The organism is Cupriavidus nantongensis (assembly GCF_001598055.1).
Taxonomy (GTDB): Bacteria; Pseudomonadota; Gammaproteobacteria; order Burkholderiales; family Burkholderiaceae; genus Cupriavidus; species Cupriavidus nantongensis.
Map to the genome: position 1 here is coordinate 2,242,322 of NZ_CP014845.1, position 23,653 is coordinate 2,265,974.

Annotated in this window: 22 protein-coding genes; 10 read left to right on the forward strand and 12 right to left on the reverse strand. The window is 70.6% G+C overall.

Annotation, left to right across the window (positions count from 1 at the left end):
• Positions 1 to 59: 59 nt before the first annotated feature.
• From A2G96_RS30925 to A2G96_RS30940, 4 genes are all read left to right on the forward strand, one after another.
• Entirely contained in the window at positions 60 to 2,402 is a 2,343-nt protein-coding gene (locus A2G96_RS30925; protein ID WP_062803920.1) for a patatin-like phospholipase family protein, read from the forward strand.
• A 241-nt stretch (positions 2,403 to 2,643) separates the two neighbouring features.
• Positions 2,644 to 3,078 (forward strand): YeeE/YedE family protein, encoded by a 435-nt coding sequence (locus A2G96_RS30930; RefSeq protein ID WP_062803921.1) that lies wholly within the window; start codon positions 2,644 to 2,646, stop codon positions 3,076 to 3,078.
• Positions 3,079 to 3,081: 3 nt separating this feature from the next.
• Positions 3,082 to 3,507, forward strand: coding sequence for a DUF6691 family protein (locus A2G96_RS30935; RefSeq protein WP_062803922.1), 426 nt, complete (start codon positions 3,082 to 3,084; stop codon positions 3,505 to 3,507).
• A gap of 93 nt (positions 3,508 to 3,600) precedes the next feature.
• Positions 3,601 to 4,449, forward strand: a complete 849-nt coding sequence (locus A2G96_RS30940; RefSeq protein ID WP_062803923.1) for an IclR family transcriptional regulator domain-containing protein — start codon at positions 3,601 to 3,603, stop codon at positions 4,447 to 4,449.
• Positions 4,450 to 4,474: 25 nt separating this feature from the next.
• Here A2G96_RS30940 and A2G96_RS30945 read toward each other — a convergent pair whose 3' ends face one another.
• The 3 genes from A2G96_RS30945 to A2G96_RS30955 form a co-directional block, all read right to left on the reverse strand.
• A complete protein-coding gene (locus A2G96_RS30945; protein WP_062803924.1) occupies positions 4,475 to 5,650 on the reverse strand; it encodes an NAD(P)/FAD-dependent oxidoreductase in 1,176 nt (391 codons plus the stop codon).
• An 84-nt stretch (positions 5,651 to 5,734) separates the two neighbouring features.
• Complete coding sequence (locus A2G96_RS30950) at positions 5,735 to 6,514, reverse strand: flagellar brake protein (RefSeq protein WP_062803925.1); 780 nt, start codon at positions 6,512 to 6,514, stop codon at positions 5,735 to 5,737.
• A 194-nt stretch (positions 6,515 to 6,708) separates the two neighbouring features.
• Positions 6,709 to 7,590: a LysR family transcriptional regulator gene (locus tag A2G96_RS30955; protein ID WP_062803926.1), complete on the reverse strand. Its 882-nt coding sequence runs from the start codon at positions 7,588 to 7,590 to the stop codon at positions 6,709 to 6,711.
• Positions 7,591 to 7,721: 131 nt separating this feature from the next.
• Between A2G96_RS30955 and A2G96_RS30960 the strand changes: the two genes are divergently transcribed.
• Positions 7,722 to 8,345 carry a LysE family translocator gene (locus A2G96_RS30960; protein ID WP_062803927.1) on the forward strand — a complete coding sequence of 208 codons (624 nt, stop codon included), beginning with the start codon at positions 7,722 to 7,724 and terminating at the stop codon, positions 8,343 to 8,345.
• Here the strand turns inward: A2G96_RS30960 and thpR are convergent.
• Genes thpR through A2G96_RS30975 form a run of 3 tightly spaced genes read right to left on the reverse strand, consistent with a single transcriptional unit; the run spans position 8,329 to position 10,915 of the window.
• Entirely contained in the window at positions 8,329 to 8,910 is a 582-nt protein-coding gene (thpR, locus tag A2G96_RS30965) for an RNA 2',3'-cyclic phosphodiesterase (RefSeq protein WP_062803928.1), read from the reverse strand. The genes A2G96_RS30960 and thpR overlap by 17 nt on opposite strands.
• 26 nt (positions 8,911 to 8,936) lie before the next feature.
• Positions 8,937 to 9,437: a methylated-DNA--[protein]-cysteine S-methyltransferase gene (locus tag A2G96_RS30970; RefSeq protein ID WP_062803929.1), complete on the reverse strand. Its 501-nt coding sequence runs from the start codon at positions 9,435 to 9,437 to the stop codon at positions 8,937 to 8,939.
• Positions 9,434 to 10,915 (reverse strand): AlkA N-terminal domain-containing protein, encoded by a 1,482-nt coding sequence (locus tag A2G96_RS30975; protein ID WP_062803930.1) that lies wholly within the window; start codon positions 10,913 to 10,915, stop codon positions 9,434 to 9,436. Before A2G96_RS30975 ends, A2G96_RS30970 begins: the two co-directional genes overlap by 4 nt.
• A gap of 119 nt (positions 10,916 to 11,034) precedes the next feature.
• On the opposite strand from A2G96_RS30975, the gene A2G96_RS30980 reads away from it, so the two are divergent.
• Positions 11,035 to 13,908: a M16 family metallopeptidase gene (locus A2G96_RS30980; RefSeq protein ID WP_179949072.1), complete on the forward strand. Its 2,874-nt coding sequence runs from the start codon at positions 11,035 to 11,037 to the stop codon at positions 13,906 to 13,908.
• Positions 13,909 to 14,050: 142 nt separating this feature from the next.
• Positions 14,051 to 14,425, forward strand: coding sequence for a hypothetical protein (locus tag A2G96_RS30985; protein ID WP_012357073.1), 375 nt, complete (start codon positions 14,051 to 14,053; stop codon positions 14,423 to 14,425).
• 120 nt (positions 14,426 to 14,545) lie between these two features.
• On the opposite strand, the gene A2G96_RS30990 is transcribed toward A2G96_RS30985, so the two are convergent.
• The 3 genes from A2G96_RS30990 to A2G96_RS31000 form a co-directional block, all read right to left on the reverse strand.
• A complete protein-coding gene (locus A2G96_RS30990; RefSeq protein WP_062803931.1) occupies positions 14,546 to 15,118 on the reverse strand; it encodes a hypothetical protein in 573 nt (190 codons plus the stop codon).
• Between the two features lie 30 nt (positions 15,119 to 15,148).
• Positions 15,149 to 16,306 carry an acyl-CoA dehydrogenase family protein gene (locus tag A2G96_RS30995; protein ID WP_062803932.1) on the reverse strand — a complete coding sequence of 386 codons (1,158 nt, stop codon included), beginning with the start codon at positions 16,304 to 16,306 and terminating at the stop codon, positions 15,149 to 15,151.
• Between the two features lie 129 nt (positions 16,307 to 16,435).
• Entirely contained in the window at positions 16,436 to 18,217 is a 1,782-nt protein-coding gene (locus A2G96_RS31000; RefSeq protein WP_062803933.1) for an OPT/YSL family transporter, read from the reverse strand.
• Positions 18,218 to 18,418: 201 nt separating this feature from the next.
• Here A2G96_RS31000 and A2G96_RS31005 point away from each other — a divergent pair, with 201 nt between their 5' ends.
• The 3 genes from A2G96_RS31005 to A2G96_RS31015 are packed head-to-tail and all read left to right on the forward strand — an operon-like array spanning position 18,419 to position 20,794.
• Positions 18,419 to 20,107, forward strand: a complete 1,689-nt coding sequence (locus tag A2G96_RS31005) for an FAD-dependent oxidoreductase (protein ID WP_062803934.1) — start codon at positions 18,419 to 18,421, stop codon at positions 20,105 to 20,107.
• Positions 20,097 to 20,324, forward strand: a complete 228-nt coding sequence (locus tag A2G96_RS31010) for a hypothetical protein (RefSeq protein ID WP_062803935.1) — start codon at positions 20,097 to 20,099, stop codon at positions 20,322 to 20,324. Before A2G96_RS31005 ends, A2G96_RS31010 begins: the two co-directional genes overlap by 11 nt.
• The gene (locus A2G96_RS31015) at positions 20,321 to 20,794 is read left to right on the forward strand and encodes a MarR family winged helix-turn-helix transcriptional regulator (protein WP_062803936.1); all 474 of its coding nucleotides are present in this window, start codon (positions 20,321 to 20,323) and stop codon (positions 20,792 to 20,794) included. Before A2G96_RS31010 ends, A2G96_RS31015 begins: the two co-directional genes overlap by 4 nt.
• 4 nt (positions 20,795 to 20,798) lie before the next feature.
• On the opposite strand, the gene A2G96_RS31020 is transcribed toward A2G96_RS31015, so the two are convergent.
• The 3 genes from A2G96_RS31020 to A2G96_RS31030 all read right to left on the reverse strand — a co-directional run bounded on the left by A2G96_RS31020 (position 20,799) and on the right by A2G96_RS31030 (position 23,651).
• Positions 20,799 to 21,254, reverse strand: a complete 456-nt coding sequence (locus A2G96_RS31020) for a YccF domain-containing protein (protein WP_062803937.1) — start codon at positions 21,252 to 21,254, stop codon at positions 20,799 to 20,801.
• 358 nt (positions 21,255 to 21,612) lie between these two features.
• Positions 21,613 to 22,938, reverse strand: a complete 1,326-nt coding sequence (locus A2G96_RS31025; protein WP_062803938.1) for a sensor histidine kinase — start codon at positions 22,936 to 22,938, stop codon at positions 21,613 to 21,615.
• The gene (locus A2G96_RS31030; RefSeq protein WP_062803939.1) at positions 22,938 to 23,651 is read right to left on the reverse strand and encodes a response regulator; all 714 of its coding nucleotides are present in this window, start codon (positions 23,649 to 23,651) and stop codon (positions 22,938 to 22,940) included. Before A2G96_RS31030 ends, A2G96_RS31025 begins: the two co-directional genes overlap by 1 nt.
• Positions 23,652 to 23,653: the final 2 nt, after the last annotated feature.

The following is a 23,653-nucleotide window of genomic DNA, read 5'->3' on the forward strand; positions in this document are numbered from 1 at the left end:
GGCCGGACTTCCCGCCCGGGCAAACCGGCCACGCTACGGACTGCGACCCCGATCGAGCCATGAAGGCAGCCCCACACCAACGCATGCGCCACGCCGGCACGAAGCGCCTGCTCGCCGCCATCGCGCTGGCCGCGCTGGCGGCGCTGGCCGCGCCGGCTGTAGGCGCCGCGACGGCCGCAACGGCCGCGGAGCACCCGGCGCCCGGGCCAGACGCCGGTGCCGCCACCACCCCCGCCACCCCGGCCGTCCCCGCCCACGCCCGGCCTGCCGCGGCGGGCCGCCCGCGCATCTGCCTGGTGCTGTCGGGCGGCGGCGCGCGCGGCGCCGCGCATATCGGCGTGCTCAAGGTGCTGGAGGAGATGCGCATCCCGGTCGACTGCATCGCCGGCACCAGCATGGGGTCGCTGGTCGGCGGCGCCTATGCCACCGGCATGGGGCCCGCCGAGATGGAGCGGCTGGTGGGCGGCCTGAGCACCGACAAGCTCTTCAAGGAGCGGCCGCCGCGCCAGGACCTGACCGTGCGCCGCAAGCAGGACGACTTCACCAACCTGCTCACGCCGGAGATCGGCCTGCAGGCGAGCGGCGTGCTGCTGCCCAAGGGCGCGGTCTCGGGCGTGCAGCTGGAAACGGTGCTGCGCCAGCTGGCCAGGACCCCGGGCTTCCGCGACTTCGACCGCCTGCCGATCCCGTACCGCGCGGTGGCGACCGACCTGGTGGCGGGCACGCCGGTAGTGTTCAGCCAGGGCGAGCTGGCCAACGTGATGCGCGCCAGCATGTCGGTGCCGGGGGCGGTGGCGCCGGCGGAATACGAGGGCCGACTGCTGGTCGACGGCGGGCTGACCGACAACCTGCCGGTGGGCGTGGCGCGCAACATGGGCGCCGACATCGTCATCGCCGTGAACCTGGGCACGCCGCTGATGAAGCGCGAGGCGCTGACCTCGGTGATCGGCGTGACCGGCCAGATGCTGAACATCCTGACCGAGCAGAACGTGCGCGCGTCGCTGGCCTCGCTGCGTCCCACCGACGTGCTGATCGAGCCCGCGCTGGGGGACTTCTCCGCGACCGACTTCGACCACCTGCCGACCACCATCCCGATCGGCGAGGCCGCCGCGCGCAAGGTCGCCGACCGGCTCGCGCCGCTGGCGCTGCCGCCGGCGCAGTATGCCGAGCTGCGCGCGGTCCAGCAGGCGGTGCAGCCGCCCGACACCCGTCCCGTCGACGAGATCCGGCTGGCGCCGCTGCATCGCGTCAACCCAGACTATGCCACCGCGGTGATGCAGACCCGGCCGGGCGAGCCGATCGACCAGGCCGCGCTGGACCAGGACATGCGCCGCCTGTTCGGCACCGGCGACTTCGAGCACGTCAACTACGGCATCCTGGAAGAGCCGGGCCGGCGCGTGCTGACGGTCAACGCCGTGGAAAAATCGTGGGGTCCCGACTACCTGCGTTTCGGCCTGGGCCTGAGTTCGGATTTCCGCGGCGATGCGTATTTCAACCTGGTTGGCAGCTACCGGCGCACCTGGCTCAATGCGCTGGGGGCGGAATGGCGCACCGACGCGCAGGTGGGCCAGACCTCGGCGCTGAGCAGCGAGTTCTACCAGCCGCTGGACACGCGCCAGTTCTTCTTTATCGCGCCGCGCATCGAGCTCGAGCGGCGCCCGGTCAATGTGTTCCAGGGCAGCACGCGCATCGCCACCTACGACGTGCGCCGCTTCGACCTGGCGCTCGACGTCGGCAGCCAGTTCACCAAGTACGGCGAGCTGCGCGTCGGCGTGCAGACGGGCTCGGAGCATGCCACGCTCAGCACCGGCCCGGCGGCGCTGGCACCGGGCCCGGGCAGTATCCGGCGCGGGGCCATTACCGGCCGGCTGTTCTTCGACCAGCTCGACAGCGTCGACTTCCCGCGCTTCGGCTATGCGGGCGGGGTGCGCATCTATGCCTCGCAACCGGGGCTCGGCGCCGACCGGGCTTATATCAAGGCGCAGGCCGACGGCATCTATGCCCATTCGTTCGGCGACCATACGCTGTCGTTCGGCTTCAAGGTCGGCGGCAATCCCGGCGGCAAGCCGCTGCCGAATTACGACCTGTTCCAGTGGGGCGGCTTCCTGCAGCAGTCCGGCTACGCGACCGGGCAGCTAATGGGCGGCAACCTGCAGTTTGCGCGGCTGGTGTACTACAACAAGCTGGCGCGGCAGACGCTGCTACAGGGCGTCTACGCCGGCTTCTCGCTGGAAGCCGGGCGCGTGGGCGACCCGCTGGTGCCGGGCAGCCCGACCGGGCTGCTCAAGTCCGGCTCACTGTTCCTGGCGCTCGACAGCCCGCTCGGCCCGCTGTACCTGGCCTATGGCCGCGCCGCGGCCGGCGTCTTCAGCTTCTACCTGTACCTGGGCAAACCGTTCTGACGCGCCGCGGCAATGTGCGTCTCCCCATACCCCTCCAAAGTTGTATGTAATGTCTTAATTCAAATGTCTATACTTTTCCCTGTCACCAAGACCCCCTCTTGAATGACAACCTTCCCCGGTCGCCGCTTCCCCAGCGGCGACTTTTTTATGGACGCGTGGCCGACGATGGCGCGCCTATAATCGCTGCCTTGGGCTGCACTTGCGGCCGTTCTCCGCGCCACCATCCCGCGCGCGCCCCTTTATGCAGATCGACTTCCAGCATTTCACGCCGTGGCTTTCGCTGGCCGGCGGGCTTGTCATCGGCCTCGCGGCGGCGCTGATGATCCTAGGCCTGGGCCGCATCGCCGGCATCAGCGGCATCGTCGGCGGCCTGCTGCGGCTGCCGCATGGCGACACCGCATGGCGCGCCGCCTTCGTCGTCGGGCTGCTGCTGTCGCCATGGCTGGCCATCGCCTTCGATGCCATGCCCGCGGCACGCATCGACGCAGGCTGGACCGAGGTGCTGGTGGCCGGGCTGCTGGTCGGCGTGGGCACACGCTATGCCGGCGGCTGCACCAGCGGCCATGGCGTATGCGGCCTGTCGCGCGGATCGGTACGTTCGCTGGCGGCCACCGTGACCTTCATGGCGGCCGGCTTCCTGACGGTGCTGGTGCAGCGCCACGTGCTGGGAGGCTGAAGCATGGGCATGCTGCTGTCGTTGCTGGCCGGGCTGGTGTTCGGCATCGGCCTGATCTTGTCCGGCATGGCCAATCCGGCCAAGGTGCTGGGCTTTCTCGACCTTGCCGGAACGTGGGACCCGTCGCTTGCCTTCGTCATGGCCGGCGCGATCGGGGTCGGCGTGGTGGCGTTTGCACTGGCGCGCCGGCGCCAGCGCTCGTGGCTGGGGCTGCCGATGCAGTGGCCGGCGCTGGCCGCGGTCACGCCGAGGCTGCTGCTGGGCAGTGCCGCCTTCGGCATCGGCTGGGGCCTGGCGGGCTTTTGCCCGGGCCCGGCGCTGGTCGCGCTGGGTGCGGGCTATGCCAAGGCCTGGGGCTTTGTCGCGGCGATGATCGCTGGCATGGCGCTGTTCGAAGCGGCCGAAGCGCTGGCCCGGCGCCGCCATTGACGCAGCGCAGCATGCAATGAATGCTGGCCCGCGACGCCGGAGCGGTTTAACATTGCGCGATTATCGAACGACCGTAGACCACCCCAGCCTCCCATGGATGTCCTCCGCCCCATCGGTCTTGGCCATGCCCAGGCCGACACCGTCCGCGTTGCCCGGCCCCAGGCCGACCTGCTCGCCAGCTTTGCCGGCGATCCCAATTTCATGCTGTCGCTGGCGCGCGGGCTGACCGTGCTGGAAGCGTTTTCCGAGCGCAAGCGCCCGCTGACGATCTCGCAGGTGGCCCAGCGGACCCAACTGTCGCGCGCGTCGGTGCGGCGCTGCCTGTACACGCTGGAGCAACTGGGCTATGTCAGCCAGCAGGACGGGCAGTTCGCGCTGCGCCCGCGCGTGCTGCACCTGGGGCACGCGTACTTCTCGTCGACCTCGCTGGTGTCGCTGGCACAGCCGATCCTGGACAACCTGAGCGCGCGCATCCACGAGACCTGCACGCTGGCGATCCTGGACGGCACCGACATCCTCTACCTGGTGCGCTCCGAAGTGCAGCGCGTGCTGAACTATTCGCTCGGCATGGGCAGCCGCCTGCCGGCCTACTGCACCTCCAACGGCCGGCTGTTGCTGGCGCACCAGCCCGCCACGGTGCTGGACGGCTTCTTCGAGCATGCCGAGCTGCGCCCGCGCACGCTGCAGACCAAGGTCTCGCGGCAGGAACTGGAAGCCTGCTTCGAGCGCGCCCGCGAAGTGGACTACGTGATCGTCGACGAAGAACTGGAGCCGGGCCTGCGTGCCATGGCGGTGCCGGTGCGCTCGGCCTCGGGCATCGTGCTGGCGGGGCTGAGCGTGAGCGTGCGCGCCGCGCGCGTGTCCGAAGCGGACATGATCACGCGGCTGCTGGCGCCGATGCGCGAAGCCGCCGCGGCAATCGGCCGGATGATCGGCTCCTGAATCCTGCCGCTGGCCGGGGCCGGGCTTACCGGCCCGCCTGTGCGCGCAGCCGTGCGGGACTGAGCATGGCGGCAGTCACGCCGTGGTCGGCGATATGCGCCGGCAGCGGCCGGCCCTGCGCCAGCGCGGCGCAGGCCTCGCCCATCGCCGCCGAGGTCTGGATGCCATAGCCGCCTTGCGCCGCCACCCAGAAGAAGCCCTCCGCGTCGGGATCGAACCCGCCCACCAGGTCGCCGTCGGCAACAAACGAGCGCAGTCCGGCCCAGGTCCGCGCGGGGCGGCGGATCGTCAGCGTGGTCGCGGCCTCGATCTGGTGGATGCCCATGGCAATGTCCAGCTCCTCGGGCTGCACGTCGTGCGGCGGCACCGGGTCGGCATTGGCCGGCGAGCCGAGCAGCATGCCGGCATCGGGCTTGACGTACCAGGTTTCGTCGAAGCCGTAGAACATCGGCCAGCGCGAAACATCGATGCCGTCGGGCGGAGCAAAGACGAAGGCCGAACGCCGGCATGGCTGCAGCCCCACCGGCGCCACGCCCGCGCGCGCCGCGACCACGTCGCACCATGCGCCCGCCGCGTTGACCAGCACCGGCGCGCGGTAGAGGTCGGCGCCGGCATGGACGTGCCATAGGCCGTCGCGCCGCTCTATCACTTCGGCCTCGGCGCCGCAGGCGATCACGCCGCCGTGATGGCGCACGCCGCGCAGGTAGCCCTGGTGCAGGGCATGCACGTCCATGTCGGCGGCATCGGGCTCCAGCACCGCGCCCAGCACCAGTTCCGGCCGCAGCACCGGCACCAGCGCGCACGCGCCGGCCTGGTCCAGCCGCTGTGCCCGTGCCCCCATGCCGGCCAGCACCTGCCAGTGCGCGTCGAGCTGGTCCTGTTCGCCCGGGCGCGCCAGCATCATGGCGCCGCGCGGCGACAGCACCGGATGGTCGGCAAACCCCGCCGGCGGGGCATCGAGGAAGGCGCGGCTGGCCATGGTCAGGCCGCGCACCTGCGGCGTGCCGTAGCTTTCCAGGTAGAGCGCGGCCGAACGGCCGGTGGCGTGGTAGCCCGGCTGCGCCTCGCGCTCGAGCACGATCACGCTGCCCGCGCGCGCCAGCCAGTACGCCACCGAAGCCCCGGCAATGCCGGCGCCGATGACGAGGTAGTCAGCCGAAAACTGCTTGCCGCCGGCCGGAGCCGGATCGCTGTGGACCATTGCCGTGCGCCTCCCGTGTCATGCGAACTGGCGGGCAATGTAGCGTAAACCGGATGCGTACCGCGCCGGGTCCGGGGCGGCGCCTCAGCCGCGGTGCGCCAGTTCGAGCGCGAACACCAGCCGCTGCAGGAAGTTCTCCATGCGCCCGTCCGGATTGACGAAGGCGCAGCCAAAGTGGTGGATGGCGCTGTCGTCGTGGCCCACCAGCCAGTGGCCGACCACCTGCATGTCGACCTCCAGCTTGCCCAGCTCGCGGAAGTCCAGCCGGCACTTCGCCACCGTGGTCCCCACCGGCAGGTGCTCGGCGGTAACGCTCTTCGAGCGCAGGCCGACGCCGGACAGCGACAGGTCGGCGATATCGAGGCCCAGCACGGTCTTGTCCGGCATCGACATCTCGCAGCGGTAGCCCTTGGTCACCAGCGTGCGCGCGCGGAAATGGCGCCGACGCTGGAAGTGATAGAGCTTGTCCGGAAACTCGACGACGAAGGCGGGGCCGTCTTCATAGCGCGTGGCCGCCGGCTGGCCGACCACGAAGTTGACCGGCACGCCGCGCAGCAGCCCGGAGAACGCGTTCTCGTCGGAGGTCATCAGCGACATCCGTTCGGGCTCGGCGTTGCACCAGTCGAACACGAAGGTGCGGTTGACCGGGTCGACATGCAGGATCGAGGTGACGAACTGGTGCGCGGTGCGGGTGCGCACGCTCAGCATGCACTTCTGCCACGCCAGGTCACGCAGCACCGTGCCGATCTGCGAGTTGTGGGTCAGGCGATAGCGGTCGTCCGCCGGGTCGGCTTCGGCGCCTGGTTCGGCGTCGTGATCGGCGGGCCCGGGGGCGTCATGCTGGTTCATAGGTTCACGCAACATCTGGAAGGGCTGGGAGCGACGGCTATGGCACAGCCGCGGACCAGCCGGGAGCCCGTCGGCGGTACCGGCCTGCCGGCCGCGCGCCGCATGTTAAGCGCCTGCACCATTGGCCGGCAAGACCGATGATCTCACTTCGGTAAATCTGTGGCAGAACTTGAGGACAGACTTCCGGGGGGTAGCGCTGACGTTGGCTTTCAGGCCTCTGGAGGGGGTGCGAGCGTCGCCAGCGCGCATTCGCGCAGCCATGCCAGCAGGGCCAGCCGACGCGTGTCGTGCTCGAACGGCGCGGGCGACAGCAGGTGGTAGGCCGAGCCGTCGGCCGCAAAGCCGAACGGCGCCGCCAGCCGGCCGTCGGCGATCTCGTCGGCAGCCATCAGCTGCGAAGCCATGGCCCAGCCCAGGCCTGCGGCGGCAGCCTGCAGGCTCAGATAGAAATGCTCGTACCAGGCGTCGCCGTCCAGGCGCAGGCGGCCCGCGTCATCGGGGCACGTCGCCTGCCAGCGCTGCCAGGCTTGGGGCCGCGTGCGCGTGTGCAACCGCAGCGGCGCCACCGCGGCATCCTCGGCGGCCTGAGGCCGGCACACCGGACCCACGCGTTCCTGCACCACCTCGCGCGCATGCCAGCGCGCATCGAAGGCAAAGTCATTGCGCCGCAGCGCCAGGTCCGCGCCGCTGCGCGCGAAGTCGATCGGCCCGCCCGCCGCCATCAGGTGCAGCGGAATGTCGGGATGGCGCGCGGCAAAGCGCGGCAGCCGCGGGATCAGCCAGCGCATGGCGATGGTCGGCTCGCACGACAGCACCAGCGCCCGCCCCGCCGGCTGCGTGCGGATGCGCGCGGCCGCGGCGGCCAGTCCTTCCATCGACTGCGTCGCCGCCGCAAACAGCGAGCGCCCCGCCTCCGTCAGGAACACGCCGCGGTTGCGCCGCTCGAACAGCGCCACGCCGAGGGTGTCCTCCAGCTGGCGGATCTGCCGGCTGACCGCGCCATGGGTCAGGTGCAGCTCCTCCGCCGCGCGCGCAAAGCTCTCGTGCCGCGCCGCAGCCTCGAAGAATCGGATCCATCCCAGCCAGTGCATCGGTCAGTTTTTCTCATGGAATCGCGCGAGTATATATCGGTTGTGGGGGCGCTTTGCGGCACGCAGAATTGGGTACGCTTTGATCCCGAGGAGTGGGATCGGCCCTAAAACACAACATATCCTGACGCAACATGCCCCCTCTCGCCGAATCCCTGGCGGTCGCCACCGTGACCGTGCTGGCCGTGATCAGTCCCGGCCCGGACTTCGCCATGGTCACCCGCAACAGCTACCTGTACGGCCGCCGCGCCGGCCTGCTCAGCGCGCTCGGCATCGCGCTGGGCGTGCAGGTGCATGTGCTCTATACGATGTTCGGAGTGTCGCTGCTGATGGCGCACGCGCATGGCGTGCTGACGGTGGTGAAGGCGCTGGGCGCCGTCTACCTGATCTGGATCGGCCTGCAGACGCTGCGTCGGCGCGACGCGCTGAAGGTAGACCTGCACGGCGCCCGCGCGCTGACCCCGCTGGCAGCGCTGCGCATGGGTTTCCTGACCAATGCGCTGAACCCGAAGACCACGCTGTTCGTCGTCAGCACCTACACGCAGGTGGTGGACGCCCACACCCCGGCATCGGTGCAGTGGGCCTATGGCGGATTCATGTCGGTGGCGCACCTGGGGTGGTTCAGCGTGGTGGCGTGGGTGTTCACCGCGCCAGCGCTGCGCGCGGCCATGCTGCGGCGCCAGCGGCTGCTGGATCGCGCCATCGGCTCGGCCCTGTGCGGGCTGGGCGTGGCGCTGGGCTTCAGCAACCTGGCGTAGGGCCTGGCCCCGCCAGCGGCCATGCCTGGCGCAGCAGGTGTTGCGGGCCCTGCGGACCGAGCCGGCTTTCGAACAACACCAGCCGCGCGACGCGCCACGGCGCGCTGGCCAGCGTGCGGTGCGCATCGAGCCACGCGCGCAGCGCGCTCTCGGGCACGGTCGGCTTGCAGCGGGCCAGGGTGACGTGAGGATGGAAGCGGCGCCGCTCCGGCGGGAAGCCGGCGGCGTCCGCCAGTGCCTGCCCGACCTCGGCGTGCAAGGCGCGCAGCGCGTCGAGTCCGGGACCGGGCGCGAGGCCAGCCCACAGCACTGATCCCGAGCCGCTGCGGAAGCGGCCGGTGCCATAGGCCTGCAGCGTGAACGCGGGGGTGCGCAGCGCCGCGAGCGCGATATCAAGCTTGTCGGCAGCCTGTGCCGCCTCGCCCAGGCCTTCGCCGAGGAAGTGCAGGGTCAGGTGGACCTGCGCGGGCGTCGCGGCGCGCACGCCGGGCACGGCAGGCAGCATCGACAACAGCCCCGCCGCCTGCGCGGGCGGCACTTCCACCGCGATGAACAGGCGTGCCATCGCTGCGCGGTCGGTGTCAGCCGGCCTCAGCCGGTCGCGGCGGCGATGCCCTCGCGCCGCAGCAGGGCGCGCTTGCGCTCGATGCCGCCGGCATAGCCGGTCAGCGCGCCGGCGCTGCCCAGCACGCGATGGCAGGGCACGATCACCGACAGCGGATTGCGGCCGACCGCGCCACCCACCGCGCGCGCATGCGTGGGCGGCAGCCCGAGCGTGCGCGCCAGTTCGCCGTACGAAGCGGTGGCGCCGCACGGAATTTCCAGCAGCGCCTGCCACACGCGCTGCTGGAACGGGCTGCCGGCAAAGCGCACCGGCACGGTAAAGCTGTCGCGGCGGCCGGCAAAATACTCGGCCAGCTCGGCGGCGGCGCGGTCCAGCACCGAGGCGTCGGCCGCAGGCACCTCGCGGCTGTCGGCAATGCCGGCGGGATGGTACTTCTGGCCCGCGAAGAAGACGCCGGTCAGGTGCCCGTCGCGCGCGCGCAGCAGCACGGTGCCCAGCGGACTGTCGATATGGCGATAGCTGGTCATGGGAGGGTCTCCGGTTGCGCCGTGGCCGGCGGCGTGTCCTTCATCGCTTCATAGCGATGCCACAGGTGGATCGCGGCGTAGGCCCGCCACGGCGCCCATTGCGCGGTGCGTTCGTGCATGGCGCGCACGGTGCTGACGCCGAGCACCTTGCGCAGCGCATAGTCGGTGCCGGGAAAAGCATCGGGCCAGCCCAGCGCGCGCATGGCGACATACTGCGCGGTCCAGTCGCCGATGCCGTCGATCTCGCGCAGCGCCGCCACCGCCTGCTCCGGCGCCGCATGCGGGTCGAGCGCCAGCGTGCCGTCGGCCACACGGCGCGACAGCGCCTGCAGCGTGCGGGTCTTGCCCGGCGACACGCCGGCCTCGCGCAGCGCAGCCTCGGGCAACGCCGCCAGCGCGGCCGCGCTCGGGAAGGTGTAGCGCAGGCCGTCCGGCGGCGCGCCGTCCAGCGCCTGCCCGGCGCGCTGTGCCAGCGCGGCCAGGATGCGCCGCGCCTGCACTACCGAAATCACCTGCCCGACCACCGCGCGCACCGCGATCTCGAAGCCATCGACGCAGCCCGGCAGGCGCACGCCCGGCATCGCCTCGGCCAGCTCGCCCAGGTGGCGGTCCACCACGTCGGGACGGCAGCCCAGGTCGCACAGCCGGCGCACCTTGCCCAGCGCTTGCGGAATCACGCGCGCCAGCGACGCCGACAGCGTCACGCGCAGCACCAGCCGGCGCGGCACATGCTCGATGCTTACCCAGCCGAGGTGGGAGGCGCCACTGGCTTCGACCCGCAACGTGCGCAGGTAGGCGCCGTCGCGGATGGCTTCGATGCCGTCGACCGCGCGCGTGGCGAGAAAGCGCAGCCATGCGTCCCAGGCAAAGGGCGGGCGGTAGCCCAGCTCGAACACCAGCCGGTCGGCCACGCCGTCGGCGGCACGCCGGCGCAGCGCCAGCGGCGTCAGGCCGTAGCGGGTCTTGAGCACATCGTTGAAGCGGCGCACGCTGCCGAAGCCCGCCGCCAGCGCCACGTCCGTCACCGGCAGCGCGGTGTCCGCCAGAAGCCGCTTGGCCAGCAGCAGCCGCTGGGTCTGCGCGTACTCCAGCACCGACACGCCGAACTGCGCGTCGAACAGCCGCCGCAGGTGGCGCTCGGTCACGCCGATGCGCGCCGCCAGCGCGGCCACGCTGCCGTCGGCCATGAAGCCTTCGTCGATCAGCATCGCGGCGGCCTGCGCCAGCCGGCCGGAAATATCGGCCAGGCCATGCCCCGGCGCCAGTTCCGGGCGGCAGCGCAGGCACGGGCGGAAGCCATGCTTCTCGGCCGCGGCGGCGCTTTCATAGAACGAGCAGTTCTCGCGCTTGGGGGTGCGTACCGCGCACACGGGGCGGCAATACACGCCGGTCGACGAGACCCCCACGTAGAAGCGCCCGTCGAAGCGGCGGTCGTGCGAGGCCACGGCCTTGTAGCAGGTATCGGGATCGAGGTTCATGACGGCATGCTACCGCCAGATGCCGGCGCGCATCCGCTGGTTTCGGACATTTCCCTCTGGCGCGCGGGGATCGGTTGGGGCACAGTTGCCCTGCCCTTGTCTTTCCCATCGGAGACCCCATGCGCCGCACCGCCCTGCACCTGTCACTGCTTGCCACGCTGGCCTGCCCGCCGGCGCTGGCGCAGCCTTCGACGGCGCCCGTGCAGGCGGTGAAGGCAGTACAGGTGGCGTCGGTCGAAGGCATTACCGAACACCGCCTGCCCAACGGCCTGCGCATCGTGCTGGCACCCGATGCCGCCAAGCCCACCACCACCGTCAACATCACCTACCTGGTCGGCAGCCGCCACGAGAACTACGGCGAGACCGGCATGGCGCATTTGCTCGAACACCTGCTGTTCAAGGGCACGCCGTCGCTGCCGGGCAAGACCATCCCGGGCGAGTTCGCGCGGCGCGGCATGAGCGTCAACGGCACCACCGCGCAGGACCGTACCAACTACTTCGAAACCTTCACCGCCAGCGACGACAACCTCGACTGGGCGCTGCGCATGGAGGCCGACCGCATGGTCAACAGCGTGATCGCGCGCGCCGACCTCGACAGCGAGATGACAGTGGTGCGCAACGAGATGGAGATGGGCGAGAACAGCCCCGGGCGCATGCTGATGCAGCAGACCATGGCCGCCGCCTATCGCTGGCACAACTACGGCAAGGCCCCGATCGGCGCGCGCAGCGACGTGGAGAACGTCAGCCTCGACAATCTGCGCGCGTTCTACCGCCGCTATTACCAGCCCGACAACGCGGTGCTGGTGGTGGCGGGCAAGTTCGATCCCGCCGCCACGCTGGCCCGCATCGAGCGCTATTTCGGGCCGATTCCGCGCCCGCAGCGCGTGCTGCCCCCGGAACCCACCATCGAGCCCGCGCAGGAAGGCGCGCGCGAACTGGTAGTGATGCGCCCGGGCGACACGCGCCTGGTGGCCGCGCAATACCATGTCAGCCCCGGCGCGCACCCCGACACCACCGCGCTGTCGCTGCTGACCATCATCCTGGGCGACACCCCCGGCGGCCGGCTGTACAAGGCGCTGGTGGAGCGCGGCCAGGCTACGTCGATCGGCAGCGCGTTCTATGCGATGAAGGACCCCGGCGCGCTGCTGTTCATGGCGCAGGCGTCGAAAGACCAGCCGCTCGCGGCCGCGCGCGCGGGCCTGATCACGCAGATCGAGGGCTTTGCCGAAGCGCCCGTGACCGAGGCCGAGCTGGAGCGCGCGCGCGTGCGCATGCGCAACGCCTACGAGCATTACATGAACGATCCCGGCGCGCTCGGGATTGCGCTGTCCGAGGCCATCGCCAAGGGCGACTGGCGCCTGTTCTTCCTGGCACGCGACCGCATCGAGACCACCACGCTGGCCGACGTGCAGCGCGTGGCGCTGAACTACTTCCAGGCCTCGAACCGCACCCTGGGCGTGTTCCTGCCGGCCGAGCAACCGCAGCGCGCGCAGGTGCCGGCGGTGCCCGACATCGCGGCCATGGTCAAGGGCTACCAGGGCCGGCCGGCGCTGGCCACGGTGGCGGCATTCGATCCCAGCCCCGCCAACATCGAAGCCCATACCACGCGCCAGACCCTCCCCAACGGCATGCAGCTGGCGCTGCTGCCCAAGCCCGCGCGGGGGGAAGTGGTGCACGGGGTGCTGGTGCTGCGCATGGGCGACGCGCAGAGCCTGCAGGGGCTGACCACGGTGGGCGCGCTGACCGCCGCGATGCTGCGCCGCGGCAGCGCCGGCATGGACCGCCAGCAGATTGCCGACCGCATCGAGGCGCTGCGCGCGCGCGTCGGCATCGCGGGCGGCCCGGAGCAGGTGACGGTCAGCTTCGAGACCCGCCGCGCGCACCTGCCGGAGCTGCTGGCGCTGTTGCGCGACCTGCTGCGCGCGCCGACCTTTCCCGAGGCCGAGTTCGAGACCCTGCGCCAGACCAGCATCGCCGAGCTCGAAAGCGTGCAGCGCGAACCCGGCGTGCTGGCATCCAATGCGCTGGGCCGGCACGGCGACCCCTACCCCGCCGGCGACCCGCGCCATGCGCGCACCATCGCCGAGAATGTTGCCGACCTGCGCGCGGCCACGCTGGCGCAGGTGCGCGACTTCCATGCCCGCTTCTACGGCGCGGCGCATGCGCAACTGAGCCTGGTCGGCGATTTCGATGGCGCGACTGCCGCGGCGCAGGCGGCGGCATTGTTTGGCGACTGGACCGCGCCGCAGCCGTATGCGCGCGTCGACCGTCCGTTCGTGCCGATCCCGCCCGCCGAGTTCACGCTGTCCACGCCCGGCAAGGCCAACGCCGTGTACCTGGCCACCGCGCCGATCGACCTGACCAACGATGCGCCCGACTATGCGCTGATGATGATTGCCAACCGCGTGCTGGGCGGCGCCAGCCTGCGCAGCCGGCTGGCGGACCGGCTGCGCCAGCGCGAAGGCATGAGCTATGGCGCCAGCAGCTGGGTGCAGGTGGGCGCGCTCGACCGCGCCGGCCGCTTCGGCGTGCGCGCGCAATATGCGCCGCAGAGCCTGGCGCGGGTGCAGCGCGCCGTCAGCGAGGAACTGGAGCGGCTGGTGCGCGACGGCATTACCGCGCAGGAACTGGCCGAGGCCGTCAGCGGCCTGCTGCAGCAGGGCATGGTCAGCCGCAGCAACGACGCCGCGCTGGCCGGCGCGCTGGCCAGCCAACTCTACCTGGGCCGCACCATGGCCTTTACCGCGGAACTGGAACAACGCCTGCGCGACGCCACCCCTGACGCCGTCAACGCCGCCATCCGCCGCTACATGCAGCCGGGCACGCTGTCGCGCGCCTATGCCGGCGATTTTGCCGGCAACTTCGCCGGCGCGGCGGCGCAGGGAGGCGCAAGCGGCCAGGCAGCGGGCACGCCCGCCGACGGCGCCAACGAAACCAGCAACGAAGGAGGCCGCAACGACGCAGCCGGCGGCAGGCCACCCCCGCGCCTCTGACATGTGCCTGACATCGATCGGCAACCATACTCCCCGCGCGGTGGCGCCATGCGCGAGCGCGGTCAGCGCGGGCGCCAGGCCCTTGCCCCGACCCCGGGTTGACTGTATATTCGTACAGTATAAGTCGATACAAGAGGTGTGGATGTCAATCGTGCGAGCTGGCAGCAAGGCAGAAGCGCTCAGGCTTCTGGCCTCGGAAGGCGTGCTGGCGCTTGAGCTGGACTACGAGACCGGATGGCAGGACGCCGTCGAACTCGGCAGGCTCGGAGAAAAGCGCGGTATCAAGGTGCAATATCGCGGACAAGAAAGCATCGCCGTCCGTTCCCGCGAAGCCCTGATCGAAGGGCTGGCCAAACCCAAGGCCACATTCCGTCAACGCAATCTCTATTGCCAGTTCGATCTCGGCACGCTGGCGGACCATGAACTGCTCGACCTCGAAGCCAAGGCCACGCGGCTCGGGGACTATATTCTCGCCGGCCACCTGCTGCGCGAGGTCGATGGCGTGTGGCCGCAGTAAGCGGCTTGAGCGACCGTAGCGTCCCAAGCGCGCCTGCGTTCACCAGAAAATAAAGAAGCCGCCCTGCAGGCGGCTTCCGTTACGTTGTGCCGGTCACGCCGGCTACGCCAGGCACGCGGATCAATGCCAGACCCGCGTCGCGTTGGCCCAGCGCGCCGCGCATGACTGCGCCACCGGCGCGTCGATGATGTCGTTGGCGGCATCGTCGGCCGGTGCCGTCGCGGCGGCCTCCAGCGCGGTGCGCCACAGCACTGCCGACACCAGCGTCTTGCACTGGCGGCGCTCGCCATGCGCCAGCGCCAGCAGCCGCTCGTAGCCGTCGATCACGATCAGGCGGTCGCCATGGCGCGGCTGCAGCGTAAGCGTGAACAGGTGGTCGCACTCGCACTGCATGCGGCCGCCGCTGACCGCCACCACGATCGCGCCGGGCAAGGCGATGCCGCTGCCCTGCACCTCGGCGCGCAGCCGCGCCAGGTGCGCCTGCACGCGCGGATCCGAGGCGGCGCCAACGCTGGCCGCCAGCTGTGCCGGCAGCGCGCAGAGCGCCATCAGCTCGGCCGGCGACACCGCCAGCGTGTATGCCTGCAGCGTGGGGCGATAAGTCGCCACCACCGCGCGCAGCCGGTGCGGCGCGCCGTCATCCTGTCCTGCCTGCGGCGCACCGTCGCGCCCGCGATACTGCATCGTGTCCATGTCGACTCCTGCCACGCGGGCCGTTGGGGGTCAGTCGCGCAGCAGGTGCTTGGCGATGATCATCTGCTGGATCTGCGTGGTGCCTTCGTACAGGCGCAGCAGACGCACATCGCGGTAGAAGCGTTCGGCCTTGTATTCGGCGATATAGCCGGCGCCGCCGTGGATCTGCACCGCGCGGTCGGCGACGCGGCCCACCATCTCGGTACAGAACATCTTGGTGCACGAGGCCAGCATGCTGACTTCCGGATCGCTCTTGCCGGCGGGCTTGGCATCGTAGCGCTGGGCGCAGTCGCGCACCATCGACAGGCCCGCGTAGAGCTCGGCCTGGCTGTCGGCCAGCATCGCCTGGATCAGCTGGAAGTCGCCGATCGGGCGGCCGAACTGCTTGCGCTCCTTGGCATACGCCACGGCGTCGGTGATCAACCGGTGCGCCATGCCGCAAGCCAGCGCCGACAGGTGCAGGCGGCCGCGGTCGAGCACCTTCATGGCGGTCTTGAAGCCCACGCCCGGCACGCCGCCGATGATGTTGGCGGCGGGCACGCGCACGTTCTCGAGCACCACGTCGCAGGTCTTGGTGCCGCGCTGGCCCATCTTCTTGTCCGGCTTGCCCAGCGAGATGCCCGGGGTGTCGGCCGGCACGATGAACGACGAAATGCCGCCGGCGCCCGGGCCGCCGGTGCGCGCCATCAGCGTAAAGGCGCCCGCGCGCGGCGCGTTGGTAATGAAGCGCTTGGTGCCGTTGATGACGTAGTGGTCGCCGTCCAGTTCCGCCTTGGTCTGCAGCGAGGCCGCGTCGGAGCCGGCGTTGGGCTCGGTCAGCGCGAACGAGATGATCATCTCGCCGCTGGCGATGCGCGGCAGGTACTGCTGCTTCTGTTCCTCGGTGCCATCCATCAGGATGCCCTGCGAGCCGATGCCGACGTTGGTGCCGAAGACCGAGCGGAAGGCGAAAGCGGTGTGGCCGAGGTCGTACACCACATCGCATTCCTGCGACATCGACAGGCCGATGCCGCCGTAGTTCTCGGGGATGGAGATGCCGAACAGCCCCATCTCCTTCATGTCGGCGACGATCTCGGCCGGCACGTCGTCGGTTTCCTCCAGCGTGTCTTCGGCCGGCTTCAGGCGTTCGTCGATGAAGCGCTGCACCGAGGCGCGCAGCAGGGCAAAGGATTCTTGGTCTAGGGCCATGGTGATTCTCCGGGTCAAGCCAGTACGGCAGTGTGGCCGCCTATGGTACGCCGGTGGCGCGATTTGACAATCCATTGGATCTTGGACAGAAGCGTCAACATAATTTGACAATCGGCCGCCCCGGCCCTCTCAGCTGACGGACAGCAAGCCGGCCATGCCGATGGCCAGCGCAGCCAGCGCATCGCCCGCAATCAACCCTCCGCCCAGCAGCGACGCGGTGTTCATGTCGCGCGGCAAGCCTTGCCGGCGCGTCCCGGCGGCACCGAGCGCGGCTCCCGCGCTGGCCAGCACGCCGCCGGCGGCCATCCATGCCGCCGCCGCCAGGTTGACGAAACCGCCGAACGACGACGCATAGGGCGAAGGCAGGATCACCGCATCCAGCACGAAATCCGCGGCCTGTCCGCGCCGTCCGGAACGCGCAAAGCGCTGCCAGGCAGGATGGCCCAGGATCGCGCGGCGCAACAGCGCCGTGACCAGCCCGAGCGCCAGCCCCGACGCGACTGCCACGTATTGGGCGGCGCGATCCTGCGACAGGCCATGGAGCACGCCCACGATCTTGTAGGTCATGGCCGAGGTCCAGCGCGCCGGCTGCTGGTCGGCCGGCAGGCTGGTCTGGTCCAGCGCCAGCACCGGATAGGCCTGCAGGAACAGCCGCGCCATCGCCACCGCGACCAGGGCGCCGACCACGATGCCCGCCACCTGGTAGCCGAATTGCACCATGCGGTCGCTGCCCAGGCGCCAGCCGGTGGAGCGGTCCTGCTGCATGTCGCTGGCTTCGGCGGTGGCCACCAGCAGCACCGTGGCCGCGATCAGCCCGACCTGCGGCGCGCGCAGGCCGGCGGCCGCCATCAGGATCACCGACAGCACGAACGCCGATGAGATCGGGTTCTGGTCGACCATGCCGACCGAGATGCCGTTGACCAGCGCGAACACCAGCACCAGCAGCACGGCAATCAGCTGGAAGACCAGCGGCTGTCCGAACCACACCACGCCCGCCGCCACCGTGGCCGCGCCCCACAGCAGCGCCCAGGCCGCGACCCAGCCCATGCCCGGCCCGCGCCGCGGTGCGCCCGGCTGCGGCTGGGGCCCAGCCCGCCAGCGCCGGCATGCCTGCACCAGCAGCTGCGCCAGGTCGACCACGGCCGCGCCCATGATCATGCCCAGCGCCACCAGGAAGGTGGCCTTGCGGTACGGCTCGCCCGGCGCCAGCCAGCCGGCGTCGACAAACCACGGCGTCATGGCCCAGCCGGCCAGCCCGCCTACCAGCGCGGCAACGCCCACGCGCGCGCCGACGATCATGCCAGCGCCGAAGGTGGCCGCGGACAGGTCCAGCGCGGCCAGCCACGGCACGCGCCCGGCCCCCAGCCCGCTCGCCAGCCCCAGCGCCATGCCGCCGCCGAGCCGCGCCACCGAGCGCCGCAGCAGCGCCGCATCGGTCAGCGCGCGCAGGATGTTGGCCACCGCCAGCCCCGACGGAAACGTCAGCTGCATGCGGTCCACCAGCAACGGCGTGTACAGCATGCCCACGCCCACCCCGAACATGCCGATGCACAGCAGGTACAGCACCAGTTGCCACAGCGGCGGCTGCGCCATGCCGAGCCACGCCATCGCCTGCAGCACCACCGCCATGCCGCCCATGCCCGCCACCGACGCCGCCGCGGTCTGGATGTAGTTGGCGCCGTGGCGGCCGGACGCGCCATAGCCGGCCGTCACCACCGAGCCCAGGATGCCCGCCAGCACCTGCCCGCCGACAAAGAAGCTCAGCGAGAAATTCATGTATGCGGCGGCGACACCACCCAACGGCCCCAGCACCAGCATGCCGGCCGCGCCCAGCATCAGGTGGTATTGCCAGCTGCCGGGCGCTGGCAGCCAGGCCACGCGCGGCGCGGCATCGGAGGGCAGGACGGGCATGGCGCGGTGCCTTCAGCGGAACAGTGTGCCTGTTGCGAAGCATAGGCGAAGCACAAACGCCCAAGCGGGCCGCGGCGGTTGCGGCGGGTTTGCGCTACCGCAGTGCCGGTCCCGGCCGGAGGGGTTTACACTAGTTTCGTACGCAACTATATAGCCGATATAGTTGCGCCCACAACCACCCTGCACAGACCATCGCCCGTCATGCCCGACTTCCACGCACCTCACCTGCCGGTGCCGCCGGCACCACCGCCCGATTCGTCCCGTCCCTGGCCGCAGCGCATCCCGGTGCTGATTGCCGGCGGCGGCCCGGTCGGCCTGACCCTGGCCGCACTGCTGGCGCGCCAGGGCATTGCCGCGCTGGCGGTGGAAGCCGACGACGGCTACTGCGCCGGCAGCCGTGCGATCTGCATGGCGCGGCGCTCGCTGGAAATCCTGGGCTGGGCCGGCGCCGACCGGGCCATGGTCGAGACCGGCCTGCCCTGGGTCGGCGGGCGCAGCTACTACCGCGACACGCAAGTGCTGCATTTCCAGATGCCGAGCGAGCCGGGCGAGCGCTTTGCGCCGATGGTCAACATCCAGCAGTACTACCTGGAGGCCTTCGCCCACGATGCCGCGCTGCGCGGCGCGTCGCCTGCCGACGTGCGCTTCGGCGCGCGCCTGCGGACGCTGCGCCAGCACGCCGGCGGCGTGGTCGCCGAGATCGAGACCGGCGACGGCGTGGTGGAAGTCGATGCGCAATGGCTGGTGGCGTGCGACGGCGGACGCAGCACGGTGCGCGAGCAGCTGGGCCTGCGCATGGAAGGCACGCAGTACGAAGGCCGCTACGTGATCGTCGATATCGTGCAGAAGACGCGGCGCGAGGTGGAGCGGCTGGCCTGGTTCGACCCGCCCTCCAATCCCGGCTCGACCCTGCTGATGCACCGGCAGCCCGACGACGTCTGGCGCATCGACTACCAGATCCGCGACGACGAAGACCCCGACGAGGCGGTCAAACCCGAGAACGTGCTGCCGCGCGTGCAGAGCCACCTCGACATGATCGGCGAGACCGAGCCGTGGCGGCCGCTGTGGATCTCGATGTACAACGCCAAGTGCCTGACCTTGCAGGACTACCGCCATGGCCGCGTGCTGTTCGCCGGCGACGCCGCGCACCTGGTGCCGATCTTCGGCGTGCGCGGGCTCAATTCGGGGCTGGACGATGCCGGCAACCTGGCGTGGAAGCTGGCCTGGGTGCTGCGCGGCCAGGCCGCGGACAGCCTGCTCGATACCTACTCCGCCGAGCGCCTGCACGCCACGCGCCAGAACCTTGCCTACGGCGCCAAGAGCACCGAGTTCATGGCGCCGCCCGACTTCGCCTTCAAGCTGATGCGCGAGGCCACGCTGCGACTGGCGTCATTCGAGCCTGCTGTGCGTTCGCTGATCAATCCGCGCCAGTCGGCACCGGTTGCCTATATCGAATCGGCGCTGAACGGTCCCAGCGACTTCGGCAGCGACTGTCCGGGCGCGGCACCGGGCGTGCCCGCGTCGGATCTGCGCGTGGACGGGCCGGACGGCATCCGGCATCTGACGCAATGCTTCGGGCAGCGCTTCACGCTGCTCTGGTTCGGGCATGGCGCCGATCGAGCTGCACTGCCCGAGCCGCTGGCAGCGCTCACGCGGGAACATCCGCAAGCCCTGCACGCGTTTGAAGTCGTCAGCGGCGCCCCGGCCGGCGCCGGCGCGCTGGCGGATGTCGACGGCCAGGCCCACGCCCGCTATGGCGCAAACCCCGGCACGCTGTACCTGGTCCGTCCCGATGGCTATGTGCTGGCACGCTGGCGCAAACCGTCATGGGACGCCGTGCGCACCACCCTCGCCCCCCTGCTGCAAACCGGAGCCCGCCATGCAAGCTGAAGACCTCGACCAGGCCTATACCCGACTGTGCGCAGCCATGGGCCGCACCGGCGAAGCGCGTGCGCCGCTGCTGCTGGCGATGGTGTGCCTGGGCCTGATGAGCCGCCAGCCAGCACTGGCGCCGGTGCTGGCGCTGATCGACGAGGCCGAGGCGCGCAGCCGGCAAGAGGGGCCCGGGGGCTCTACAATGCCGACGCCCGAATCGGAAACGCCATGAAGCCACTGCCACGCCTCGAACAGTTCCTGACCTACCGCCTGCACCAGGTCAACAAGCTCAGCGACAAGGACAGCGCCGCCGCCTACCTGGAGCAATGCGGGCTGCTGCTCAGCGAGGGGCGCTGCCTGGCGGCGATCGGCGCCTTCGCGCCGCTGTCGGTCAACGCCCTGGCGCAGCGCGCCAACCTGACCAAGGGCCAGGCCAGCCGCTCGGCACAAGCGCTGGTGGCGCGCGGGCTGGTCAGCAAGGAAGCCAGCGCGGCCGACGGGCGCGGCGTGGTGCTGTCGCTGACCGCGCAGGGCAAGCCGCTGTACCGGCAGGCGATCGCCATGATCGCCCGGCGCAATGAAGAGATCTTCGGCTGCCTGAGCGAAGACGAGCAGGCGCTGCTGGGCAGCCTGCTCGACCGGCTGGTGGCGCACGCCGGCCAGCAAGACGCGGAAGGCCCCGACGACGACGCGGACGCCTGAACGCTCAGCGGCGCAGGTTGTCCACGTGCGCGCGGGCGCCGTCGCGGCGCGCGGCCTCCGCGATCTCGTTGCTGACCACGGTCTGTCCGATCGGCGCCAGCGCAATGCCGGCCAGCTTCAGGTGCTGGATCGCGAACGGGATGCCGATGATGGTGACGAAGTTGGCCACCGCCGCCATCACGTGGCCGATGGCCAGCCACACGCCGGCAAAGACAAACCACAGCACATTGCCCACCAGCCCGAACGCACCGGTGCCGACATCGTCGCGCCCGGTCAGTTCGCGCCGGCTGATGGCCTGCTTGCCGAACGGAAAGAAGGTGAAGCCGCCGATCACGAAGCAGGCCTTGCCCCAGGGAATGCCGATGATCGAAATGAAGGCCAGCAGCCCTGCCAGCCACCAGGCCAGGCCCATCACCACGCCGCCAAGGATGAACCAGAGGAAGTTGCCGATCGCGCGCATGCTGTCGTTGCACCATTGAGGAGAGGAACACGCATGATACGCAATGGCGTCGCGCCGGCATGGCGCCAGAGGGCTTGCGCAGCAAAAGCGTACCCGTTTCTGCGTGCTGCGGCGGGGCCAGTCAAAGCCATGCCTCGGCGCCTGCGGACCGGCTAAAACGCCTGTTTTGGCTGGCTAGCCAACCCACGCAACCGCGTCGCCTGCCCGGCCTGCGGGCGCAAAGCGTACCCGTTTCTGCGTGTCGATCGATAGGTTGTCGCTTGTGGCAAGCCTTGCGCAGAGCAGAAGAAAAACGGGGTTTGCACTCGCGCTTCAGGCAGTTGCGCAATGGTCAGGGCGCGATGTTTGCCGACGCAGGCTAAACCGGAAACACCACCTTGACCCGCAAGCCCGGGCCCGCATCCTCCAGCACCACCCGCGCGCCGTGCGACTGCGCGATCTCGGCGACGATGGCGAGACCCAGGCCGCTGCCGCCGGTCGGTGCATCGGCGACGCGATAGAAGCGGTCGAACACGCGCGCGCGTTCTTGGGCCGGGATGCCCGGTCCGTTGTCGCTGACCACCAGTTCGACGTTGCGGGCGTCGGCAGTGCGCCGCACCGCGACGTCGATGCGGCCGCCGGCGGGGATGTAGGCGAGCGCGTTGTCCAGCAGGTTGGTCAGCAGGATGCGCAACGCATCGGCGTCGCCGCGCACCACGGCGGGGGTGGCGTCGGCGCTGCCGTCCAGGCCCAGGTCGATGTCGCGATCGAGCGCGGCCTGGGCCATCTCGGCGACCACGGCGGCGGCCAGTTGATGCAGCTCCACCGGTTCGTGCGGAGGCACGGCCGCACCCGGTTCCTGCCGCGCCAGCGTCAGCAGCTGGATCACCAGGTGGGTCAGCCGCTCCAGCCCCTGGCGCAGCTTGGCGATGGCTTCGTCGCGCGCGGCGCCGTCGTCGGCGCGCTCGACCAGTTGTGCCTGCAGCTGCAGTGCGGTCAACGGCGTGCGCAGCGCGTGCGCGGCATCGGCGACGAAGGCGCGTTGGGTGTCGATGGCATGCGAGAGCCGCGCCAGCAGCTGGTTCAGCGCCGCGCTCAGCGGCGCGATCTCGTCGGGCATCGGGCGCACCGCCAGCGGCGCCAGCGTGTTGGCGTCACGCGCGCGCACCTCGGTGGCGATCTCTCGCAGCGGGCGCAGGCCACGACCCACCGCCATCCACACCAGCCAGCCCAGCAGCGGCAGCAACAGCAGCAGCGGCGCCACGGTGCGCAGCGCCATGCGCGCGGCCAGCGTGCGGCGCGCGCTCATCGGCTGCGCGATCTGCACCACCGCGGCCCCAAGCTGCATGCTGTACAGCCGCCATTCGCCCTGCTGCGTGGTCACGTTGGAGAACCCCAGCTCGGCGCGCGCGGGCAGCGCCGGATGCGAGTGCGACAGGTACAGGCTGCGCCCGGAACCGTCCCAGATATGGATCACCACATCCTCGTTGGCATGGGCCAGGTCGCCGGGCACGCCGACGAAGGGCGGCGCCAACGGGTTGGGGAACTGGCTGGGCAGCGCCGCGGCCATCTGCTTCATCTGGTAGTCGAACAGCGCGTTGGCCTCCTGCCGCGCCTGCCCGTAGATCAGCGCGGTGGCGATGGCGATGCCGGCCACCAGGCCGGCCGCCAGCCAAGCCAGCAACGTTCGCTGGATCGAGCGCATCAGCGGCCCTCCCCATCGCCATCCGCGGCCGCTTCGCTGTCCAGGCGCGGCACCACATAGCCCACGCCGCGGATATTGCGGATCAGCGCCGCGCCGAACTTCTTGCGCAGCGCGTGGATATAGACCTCGACGGTATTGCTGCCGACCTCGTCGTCCCAGCCATAGAGCCGCTCCTGCAGCTGCGGCACCGACCACACCTTGCCCGGGCGCGCCATCAGCGCCGACAGCAGCGCGAACTCGCGCGCCGACAGCCGCACCGGTTCGCCGCGGCAGGTAGCTTCGCGCGTGGCGGGGTTGAGCACGATCTCGCCGTAGGTGACCAGCGGTTCGGCGCGCCCGGCGGCGCGGCGTGCCAGTGCGTGCATGCGCGCGGCCAGCTCCTGCAGGTCGAAGGGCTTGACCAGGTAATCGTCGGCACCGGCATTGAGGCCCGCGACACGGTCGGCAACGGCGTCGCGCGCGGTCAGGATCAGCACCGGCGTGGGCACGCCGCGTGCCCGCAGCGCGCGCAGCACTTCCAGGCCGGGGCGGCGCGGCAGTCCCAGGTCGAGCAGGATCAGGTCGTAGCACGCCTGGCCGTCCGCCGCGGTGGTGGCTGCGGACAGGCCCGCCTCGCCGTCGCGCACCCAATCGACGGCAAAGCCTTCCTGGCGCAGCGCCAGCTTGACGCTCTCGCCGATCATGGCGTCGTCTTCGACCAGCAGTACGCGCATGG